The organism is Nocardiopsis halophila DSM 44494 (genome assembly GCF_000341245.1).
Taxonomy (GTDB): Bacteria; Actinomycetota; Actinomycetes; order Streptosporangiales; family Streptosporangiaceae; genus Nocardiopsis_A; species Nocardiopsis_A halophila.
In genome coordinates, this window is sequence record NZ_ANAD01000146.1 from 1 (window position 1) to 8598 (window position 8598).

Below are 8598 nucleotides of genomic sequence, written 5' to 3' on the forward strand. Positions count from 1 at the left end.
CCCCCCGCCACGTCCAGGGCGCCGAGCAGTTCCGGCATCGCCGCGTCCGCGTTCGGGACCGCGACGGCCAGGCCGGTGCCGGCGGGGCCGGAGGGGGAGGGGGCGGCGGAGCCGGCGAACCGGGCGGCGATCTCGGCCGCGCAGGCGGCGTCGGCCGCCTCCCGCAGCGTCAGTTCGATCCGGTCGCCGGCCATGTCCGCCTTGAGGCCGTCGGCGGTGCCGTCGGCGATGGTCCGGCCCCGGTCGACGATCACCACCCGCTCGGCCATGCTGTCGGCCTCCTCCAGGTAGTGCGTGGTCAGGAAGAGCGTCATCCCGCTCTCCTCGCGCAGGCGCAGGACGAACTCCCAGACCTCGGCCCGGCTGTGCGGGTCCAGCCCGGTGGAGGGCTCGTCCAGGAACAGCAGTTCGGGCTCGTGCACCAGCCCCAGCGCGACGTCCACCCGCCGCCGCTGCCCGCCGGAGAGCGTCGTGGGGGTGCGGTCCGCGAACTCCCGGAGCTCCAGGCGGTCCAGTAGCTCGTCGGCGCGCTCCTTGGCCCGTGCACGGGTCATTCCGTACGCCTTGCCCTGCGCCACCAGTTCGTCGCGGACCCGGTGGTGGTCGGAGGCGGCGTTCTTCTGGCTCACGTAGCCGATGCGCCGGCGCACACCCGCCGGGTCGTCCGCGATGTCGCATCCGGCGACGGTCGCCGCCCCCGACGTCGGCGGGAGCAGGGTGGTGAGCATGCGCAGCGTGGTGGACTTGCCCGCGCCGTTCGGCCCGAGGAAGGCCAGCAGCGTTCCGGCCTCCACGTCCAGGTCGAGGCCGCGGACCGCCTCGACCCCCGGCCTTCCGCGCTTCTGCGCGAAGGTCCTCGTCAGTTTTCGGGCATGGATCATGGCCCCTCCTCAAGGGGTGGCTCGGTTCGGATGGGAGCAGGCCCGTGCCCGCTTCTCGGCACGGCGATGGGCCCCCGTTCGGGGGTGCTCGGCTCGGAAGGGTCTTGATTCTGGCCCGGGAAAGGGCGGAAGGCAAACGCGAACACACGTCTCACGTTCGCTCTGACCTGCGGAAATACGGAAACGCGAACGTGTCTTCGCGGAAGTTTCCATGGCGGACTTCCGGCAGGTGGGAATGGCCGAGGAAACCGGGGAATCCGCTGGTTCACAGAAGGCCCTGAGCCGAGTGCGGTCACCGCCGCGTGTTCGGGGGCTCCTCATCGTCGCCGGGGGCGGTTTCAGGTCCGTGGTCGTCGTAGAGGTGGACGCCGTCGGCGAGGTCGTGGGCGCGGCGGGTGAAGTGGTCGGTGTCGAGGAGGGACCGGTAGGGGCGGCCGGCGCGCGGGGGCGGGTCGTCGAGTTCGGTCAGGAAGCGGCCGATGTCGGGGTGGACGAGGGTGGGCGCGTGGTCGGCGTCGCGGTCGCGGGCGGTGGCGATCCAGAGGGTGTCGGTGCGGCGGATGGCCCAGCGGTGGCCGTAGTGGGCGCGCAGGAGGTCCAGGAGGGGGTCGCGCTCGCCGGTCACAGCAGGCCTCCTCGGAGGGCGGCCAGGACCCGGTGCAGGTCGCGGGCGCGGTGGACGGCGGTGATCGCGCGGGCGGCCTCGAAGGCCGGGACGTAGCGCCGCACACGGGGTGCGCGGGGACGGTCGCGGCGGATAGTGTCCATGCGTCGTCAGCTCCTGTGCAGCTGGTGGCCACGCCCCCGGACGGGTGCAACCGTCGCGGGGGTCTTTGCTGTCTCCACCATCTCCTGCACCGCGTGTGCAGGGCCGGTGGAGTCCTTGTGTCTCTCCGGATCACGATGGGGGCGTCTCCCGCCGAACACCAGCGCTTTCACCGAGTAGCCAATATTGGTGCGGGTTTGGTGAATCTGGTGTACATCCTGGAGTAGTGCGGTGCATACTTGAACCGGGTTGGTGGGGGAGGTTGCCGTGGACCGAAAGTCCAAACCCGAGTGGGTGACGTTCGGAGATTCGCTTCGAAGGATCCGGGAGCGCAGGGGGAAGACCGGAGTAGCCACAGCGAAATCCGTCGGGCTCTCACCGACCATGTACTCCTCGATTGAGCGAGGGAAGCGGTTCTGCCTGCGGGAACACGCGGTGAATCTTGACGAGTTCCTGGAAGCCGGGAACGAGGTGGTCCGCATATGGACTCGGATGAACAGTCCGGACAGGCTGCCGGATTGGTTCTATCGGGTCCCTGAATTGGAACGTGAGGCTTCGGAGATCCGAGAGTTCCAGCCGCTTCTCATCCCTGGACTTCTCCAGAACAGGGCTTATGCTCGGTCGCTGTTCCGCGCCTCAAGACCGTGGGGTCGGTCGGCTGAACTAGAGCGAATGATCGAGGCGCGCGTCGTCCGTTGGGGCCTGCTGGAGGATGACGATCGCCCCCTTCTGTGGTTCGTGATCAGTTCCAGTGTGCTCACCAGCCCAGTGGGGCCGAGGGAGTGCATGATCGAACAGCTCGATCGGCTCTCGGCGCTGGTCGAAGACGAGAAGATCTACCTCCAGGTACTCCCCGCGGACGCGCCTGCCGCTCCTGGCAGGGACGGCCCCTTCAGGCTTTATCGCTTTCCCGACCGGACGACGCTCGCGTCGGCGGAGTACATGACCGGTGAGAAGATCATCGACGACACCGAACCTGAGAAGCTTCGGCACTGCGAGATAGTCTTCGGTGCTCTCCAGGCGGCTGCTCTTCCGAGCACTGATGCGTTGGATCAGATAATGAAGGCGAGGATGGCGTTCCAATGACATGCGACAAAGCCGCGTGGCACAAGAGCAGCTACAGTGGCTCGTCGGGGAGTTGTGTCGAGGTGGCTGAAGCGGAGATCGTCCGAGTGCGTGACACCCAGAACAAGCACCTCGGCCACATCGAGTACACGCCCGGTGCCTGGGTGGCCTTCCTGGTCGGCGTCTGCGACGGGGAGCTCTGACGCCCCGCGGTCCCGGTCTCGGCCGGGGCCGCGCGGATTCCTCCCGGGCAGTGCCAGACTTGTCCTCATGTGCGGACGTTTCGCCAGGGCCAGGAACGCCCACGAGCTCCAGCTCGCCTTCGACTTCGCCGAGGCTCCCGACCCCTCGGGACCGAGCGATCCCCGTTCCCGGCCTCCCCTCGAAGAGCTTCAGCCGGACTACAACATCTCCCCGGGCAAACACGTCTACGCCGTCCTGGGAACCCCGCCCAACGAGGCCGCGCAAGGGGTCCCGCCCGGTCCGCGGAGTCTGGCCTCCTTCCGCTGGGGCCTGGTCCCCTCCTGGGCCAAGGACGCCAACGTCGGCTTCAAGATGATCAACGCCCGCAGCGAGACCGTGGCCGACAAGCCCGCCTTCCGCTCCGCTCTCGCCCGGCGCCGCTGCCTGCTGCCCGCCGACGCCTACTACGAGTGGCAGCTGCTCCCCGACGCCGCCCCCGGCACCTTCGAGCCCGGCACGTCCCCCGCCACCGACCCCGGCCACAAGCGCCGCAAGTCCTCCTCGAAGAAGAGGCCCTTCTCCGTGGCCTACGCCGACGGTGAGCCGCTGGCCCTGGCCGGCCTCTTCGAGCGCTGGCGCGACCCCGAGGTCCCCGAGGAGGACCCCGCCGCCTGGGTCTGGAGCTGCACCGTCGTCACCACCCAGGCCGCCGGCGGCCTGGAGGAGGTCCACGAGCGCATGCCGGTCGTCGTCCCCCGCCGGGAGTGGGCCTCCTGGCTCGACCCGGCCGCCGGGTTGGCCGACGTCCAGCGCGTCATGGCCTCCACCCCGGTCGCCGACTTCACGGTGCGCGAGGTCTCCACCGCCGTCAACAGCATCAAGAACAACGGCCCTGAGCTGCTGGAACCGCCGTCCTCCGACGCCGCGGGCGAGGAGGAGACGCTCTTCTGACGGCTCCCGGGCCGGGGCCGGACCGGGACACCGCCGGGCCCCGGGGGTGGATCGGGGCGCCGCCGCCTGGTTAAGGTGGCTGCGGTCATATGATCGCCGCGCTACTTCACGCGCGGTGCACCGTGACGACGGTGCGTGATTGGACAATCGCAAACACGCGGGAGCTCGCGCCTTGGCGGGCTGAGAGGGCGGCTGCCTCCAGAAGGCGGCGGTGTCGCCGACCGCAGAACCTGTTCGGGTAATTCCGACGTAGGGAGGCGTGCCTTGACGGCGCTCGACGACCGTGACGTCCGACACTCCGTGACCACCGGGCCCATCAAGGGCTCGAAGAAGGTCTACCAGGAGGTCCCCGACCCCGATGGCGGGTCGGTGCTGCGCGTTCCCCAGCGCAGGGTCGGTCTCAGCAACGGCACCCACTTCGACCTGTACGACACCTCCGGCCCCTACACCGACGACGACGCCGACATCGACGTGCACGCCGGCCTGGCCCCGGCGCGCGCCGACTGGATCGCCGCGCGCGAGCCGCTCAACGGGGCGGTCACCCAGCTGGCCTACGCCAAGGCCGGGACGATCACCCCCGAGATGCGCTTCATCGCCGCCCGGGAGGGCCTGGACCCCGAGTTCGTCCGCTCCGAGGTGGCGATCGGCCGGGCGGTGATCCCCGTCAACCGCTGCCACCCCGAGTCCGAGCCGATGATCATCGGCAAGAACTTCCTGGTCAAGATCAACGCCAACATCGGCAACTCCGCGGTGACCTCCTCGGTCGCCGAGGAGGTGGAGAAGATGGTGTGGGCCACCCGCTGGGGCGCCGACACCGTGATGGACCTGTCCACCGGCAAGCGGATCCACGAGACCCGCGAGCGCATCCTGCGCAACTCCCCGGTGCCCATCGGCACCGTGCCCATCTACCAGGCCCTGGAGAAGGTCGACGGCGACCCGGCCAAGCTGAGCTGGGAGATCTACCGCGACACCGTCATCGAGCAGGCCGAGCAGGGCGTGGACTACATGACGGTGCACGCCGGCGTGCTGCTGCGGTACGTGCCGCTGACCGCCCGCCGCACCACCGGCATCGTCTCGCGCGGCGGCTCCATCATGGCCGCCTGGTGCCTGGCCCACCACAAGGAGAGCTTCCTCTACACCCACTACGAAGAGCTCTGCGAGATCCTGCGGGCCTACGACATCACCTTCTCGCTGGGCGACGGCCTGCGCCCGGGCTCCATCGCCGACGCCAACGACGAGGCGCAGTTCGCCGAGCTGCGCACCCTCGGCGAGCTGACGCACATCGCCCGCGCCCACGACGTGCAGGTGATGATCGAGGGCCCCGGCCACGTGCCGATGCACAAGATCGCCGAGAACGTGCGCCTGGAGGAGGAGCTCTGCGGCGAGGCCCCCTTCTACACCCTGGGCCCGCTGGCCACCGACGTCGCCCCCGGCTACGACCACATCACCTCGGCGATCGGGGCGGCCCAGATCGGCTGGCACGGCACCGCGATGCTGTGCTACGTCACCCCGAAGGAGCACTTGGGCCTGCCCAACCGGGACGACGTCAAGACCGGAGTGATCACCTACAAGCTGGCCGCCCACTCCGCCGACCTGGCCAAGGGCCACCCGAGGGCCCAGGAGTGGGACGACGCCCTGTCCCAGGCCCGCTTCGAGTTCCGCTGGCAGGACCAGTTCCACCTGGCCCTGGACCCGGAGACGGCGCAGGCCTACCACGACGAGACGCTGCCCGCCGAGCCCGCGAAGACGGCGCACTTCTGCTCCATGTGCGGGCCGAAGTTCTGCTCGATGAAGATCACCCAGGACGTGCGCCGCTACGCCGAGGAGAACGGCCTGTCCACGGTGGAGGCCATCGAGAAGGGCATGGCCGACAAGTCCGCCGAGTTCGCCGACCAGGGCAAGCGCGTCTACCTGCCGGTGGCCGACTGACGGCCGCCCCGGTGCGGGGACGGCTCATCCCCGCACCGGGGTGAACGGCACACGGCGGGTGCGCAGGGCACGGTGCCGCCTTGCCGCCCGCCGGGCCCGGCCACCGGGGCGAGCCTCCGGGGCCGGGCGACGACGCACGACGACGGGTGAGGTCCGCGGCCTTTCCGGCAGCACTGCCGGGCACGGGGCGTGCGGGCGGCCACCGGAACGGGCGGCTGCGGGTCGGCCGGTGCCCCGCTCACGGGCCCCATCCGGGAGAAGGGCCGCCGGCGGTCCCCGCGCTTCCCGGACAGCCCTCCAGGGGCGCCCCGACGGTGCGATCCCCAGGGATGCGATCCCCGTCGGCAGGGGCGGCCCTACTCCGGCTTGCGGGCGCTCGCCAGCAGGTGCACGCCGACGTAGTCGTCGGACTCCTCGGCGTGGAGCTCCATCTCGACCAGCCGTCCCAGCGCCCGCGGGTCGCGCTCCATCATGACCTCGACCGTCGAGGCCGACAGCACGGTGCGCGGGCGGATCCACTCGGTCTCCAGCCCGGCCCCCGACAGCATCTCGGTGAGCTGCTCGGCGGTGAAGCAGCGGGTGATGGACCCGTCCGGCCAGGGCACCAGCAGCACATCGGCCGAGGGGGCGAAGCTCAGCTCGGGCCAGCAGTCCTGCTCGGCGAGGAGCGCCATCCCCAGCACCACCGAGTCCACGCACAGCAGTGCGCGGCCTCCGGGCCGCAGCACCCGGGCGATCTCGCCCAGCGCCTCCTCTGTGGCCAGCTGGCGGGAGAGCACCCTGTTGTCGGCGATGACCCCGTCGAAGCCCTCGGAGGCGAAGCCCAGCAGCGCTGCCGGGTCGCCCACCACCGGCCGCATCCGCCCCGGGGCGCGCCCCGGGCGCGGTGCCGGTGCGTGCCCGTTGACCAGCGACAGCGAGGGCTTGGGCGCCTGGTCGGCGCTGGGCAGCAGGGTGACCACGTCGTGCCCGGCGGCCACGGCCCGGGGGGCGCCGCGGAACTCGGGGGCGGACAGGTCGAGCAGGCGCGAGGGCGCGGCGGGCAGCCACCGGGCGAGCTGCGCCCCGGCGACCGCCCAGTAGAAGCGCCAATACGCCGATAGCGGATCGGATCCGGCGAACTGCTCCGCAGGGGAGCGCGTCGGCTCCTCAGGAAGGGCGTCGGCGGGGGCGCCGGTCCATGAGGACGCCGGGGTTCGGGCCGCGAAACCAGAGGACGGGCGCACGACACTCCTCTCCCACGTCGTCTGCACAGGTTCCTACCCGCGCCTGCGCCCGCATCACCTGCGGGAGCGCGTGCTGCGCGGGCCTTTTGCACGCATGAGGCGAGCGTACGCCCGTCGGCCGCGGAGCGGGCCCGGGACGGCGCGAATGGTGTGCGCGGAATCGCATGCGATTCCGTTCGGCGGAATCAGCAGGGGCTGGCCGTTGTTTGCACCTCCATCACGCACCCGCACCACGGACCCGAACGCCGACCCGGAGCGCGCGGAGCGCCCCCGTCCACGCGTCCGGAGGCAACGAGGGAGGTCAGAAGCGTCCATGGCGGCAACGGGCACCTGCGGCGTCCTCGAACGGGAGACCGCCACACGGCCATCCGGCCCAAGCGTGCGCCCCGCTCCCACCGCGTCGTATCGTGAGGCGACGATGGTCACCCCACGGCGGACCGGTACAAGGAGGCAGGCGGGCTTGAGTCAGGGCCAGGAGACACTCGACGAGCGGGGGGCTCGGTTCGAGCGGGACGTGCTCCCGTATTTGGACCAGCTGTACTCGGCCGCGCTGCGGATGACCCGCAACCCCTCGGACGCCGAGGACCTCGTCCAGGAGACCTTCGCCAAGGCCTTCGGGTCGTTCCACCAGTTCAAGGAGGGGACGAACCTCAAGGCGTGGCTGTATCGCATCCTCACCAACACCTTCATCAACTCCTACCGCAAGAAGCAGCGTGAGCCGAAGCAGGCCGGTACCGAGGACGTCGAGGACTGGCAGCTCGCACAGGCCGCCTCGCACTCCTCCTCGGGGCTGAAGTCCGCCGAGGCCGAGGCGCTCGAACACCTTCCCGACAGCGACGTCAAGCGCGCGCTGCAGGAGCTGCCGGAGGACTTCCGGATCGCGGTGTACCTCGCCGATGTGGAGGGCTTCGCCTACAAGGAGGTCGCCGAGATCATGGACACCCCCATCGGGACGGTCATGTCGCGGCTCCACCGGGGCCGCAGGCAGCTCAGAACGCTTCTGGAGGAGTACGCCGTCGACCGGGGCTTCCTCTCCGGCGGGGAGCCGGGCCGCGAGTCGGTGGCCTCGGGGGCGCGCAACGACGGGGCGACGCGGGAGGAACGGCGATGAGCGGCTGCGGTGGAGAGCACGAGACCCCGTGCAGCGAGGTCCTGGAGCGGCTGTACGTCTACATCGACGGGGAGCTCGCCGACGCCGGCTGCGACGAGATCCGGCGGCACCTGGACGAGTGCCGCCCGTGCCTGGAGGAGTACGGCCTTGAGGAGGCCGTCAAGAAGCTGGTGGCCAAGCACTGCGGGTGCGACCCCGTCCCCGGCGACCTGCGGGGCAAGGTGCTGACCCGGATCGAGGCGGCCCGCGTGGACATGCAGTACCGGGAGGGCGCCGCCGAGTAGGCGGCCCCGAGCGGATGGAGTGGGGCGGCGCCCGGTGGGGCGCCGCCCTTCGTCGTGTGCGGAGCGGGTGCGCGGGGCGCATGGGCGGGGTGAAGGGGCGGGGGCCTACGGGTGCGCCGCGCCCCGGAGTGCGGAGCGGATGGTGTCCCGCCGGGCCTCTCGCGGTCCAGGCAGAGGGCGGCGACGGATGGGCAGGTGCCCC

At 70.9% G+C, this 8598-nt stretch carries 10 protein-coding genes; 6 read left to right on the forward strand and 4 right to left on the reverse strand.

Translation table 11 applies throughout. The annotated features are described in order from the left end of the window. From D450_RS0117295 to D450_RS34020, 3 genes are all read right to left on the reverse strand, one after another. The coding region (locus tag D450_RS0117295) for an ABC transporter ATP-binding protein (protein WP_017539909.1) at positions 1-881 on the reverse strand (881 nt) is incomplete at its 3' end. Between the two features lie 292 nt (positions 882-1173). Continuing rightward, positions 1174-1506 (reverse strand): hypothetical protein, encoded by a 333-nt coding sequence (locus D450_RS0117300; RefSeq protein WP_017539910.1) that lies wholly within the window; start codon positions 1504-1506, stop codon positions 1174-1176. Then, positions 1503-1649, reverse strand: a complete 147-nt coding sequence (locus D450_RS34020; protein ID WP_169541694.1) for a hypothetical protein — start codon at positions 1647-1649, stop codon at positions 1503-1505. Before D450_RS34020 ends, D450_RS0117300 begins: the two co-directional genes overlap by 4 nt. Before the next feature lie 265 nt (positions 1650-1914). On the opposite strand from D450_RS34020, the gene D450_RS33415 reads away from it, so the two are divergent. From D450_RS33415 to thiC, 4 genes are all read left to right on the forward strand, one after another. After that, a complete protein-coding gene (locus D450_RS33415) occupies positions 1915-2733 on the forward strand; it encodes a helix-turn-helix domain-containing protein (protein ID WP_161631153.1) in 819 nt (272 codons plus the stop codon). Further along, on the forward strand, positions 2730-2915 hold the full coding sequence (locus D450_RS0117315) for a DUF397 domain-containing protein (protein ID WP_026128614.1): 186 nt from the start codon (positions 2730-2732) through the stop codon (positions 2913-2915). The genes D450_RS33415 and D450_RS0117315 overlap by 4 nt, the downstream gene beginning before the upstream one ends. A gap of 67 nt (positions 2916-2982) precedes the next feature. Beyond that, entirely contained in the window at positions 2983-3846 is an 864-nt protein-coding gene (locus D450_RS0117320) for an SOS response-associated peptidase (protein ID WP_017539914.1), read from the forward strand. 264 nt (positions 3847-4110) lie between these two features. Beyond that, positions 4111-5775 carry a phosphomethylpyrimidine synthase ThiC gene (gene thiC, locus D450_RS0117325; protein ID WP_017539915.1) on the forward strand — a complete coding sequence of 555 codons (1665 nt, stop codon included), beginning with the start codon at positions 4111-4113 and terminating at the stop codon, positions 5773-5775. Positions 5776-6131: 356 nt separating this feature from the next. Here the strand turns inward: thiC and D450_RS0117330 are convergent, their stop codons facing one another. After that, the gene (locus D450_RS0117330; RefSeq protein ID WP_017539916.1) at positions 6132-7001 is read right to left on the reverse strand and encodes a class I SAM-dependent methyltransferase; all 870 of its coding nucleotides are present in this window, start codon (positions 6999-7001) and stop codon (positions 6132-6134) included. Between the two features lie 460 nt (positions 7002-7461). On the opposite strand from D450_RS0117330, the gene D450_RS0117335 reads away from it, so the two are divergent. Both D450_RS0117335 and rsrA read left to right on the forward strand, forming a co-directional pair. Further along, positions 7462-8112, forward strand: coding sequence for a sigma-70 family RNA polymerase sigma factor (locus tag D450_RS0117335; RefSeq protein WP_017539917.1), 651 nt, complete (start codon positions 7462-7464; stop codon positions 8110-8112). Continuing rightward, positions 8109-8396, forward strand: a complete 288-nt coding sequence (rsrA, locus tag D450_RS0117340; RefSeq protein ID WP_017539918.1) for a mycothiol system anti-sigma-R factor — start codon at positions 8109-8111, stop codon at positions 8394-8396. The genes D450_RS0117335 and rsrA overlap by 4 nt, the downstream gene beginning before the upstream one ends. Positions 8397-8598 lie beyond the last annotated feature (202 nt).

Coding starts and splice junctions, on each gene's coding strand:
- rsrA (WP_017539918.1), top strand. CDS start 8,109: ATGAGCGGCTGCGGTGGAGAGCACGAGACCCCGTGCAGCGAGGTCCTG.
- D450_RS0117315 (WP_026128614.1), top strand. CDS start 2,730: ATGACATGCGACAAAGCCGCGTGGCACAAGAGCAGCTACAGTGGCTCG.
- D450_RS0117320 (WP_017539914.1), top strand. CDS start 2,983: ATGTGCGGACGTTTCGCCAGGGCCAGGAACGCCCACGAGCTCCAGCTC.
- D450_RS34020 (WP_169541694.1), bottom strand. CDS start 1,649: ATGGACACTATCCGCCGCGACCGTCCCCGCGCACCCCGTGTGCGGCGC.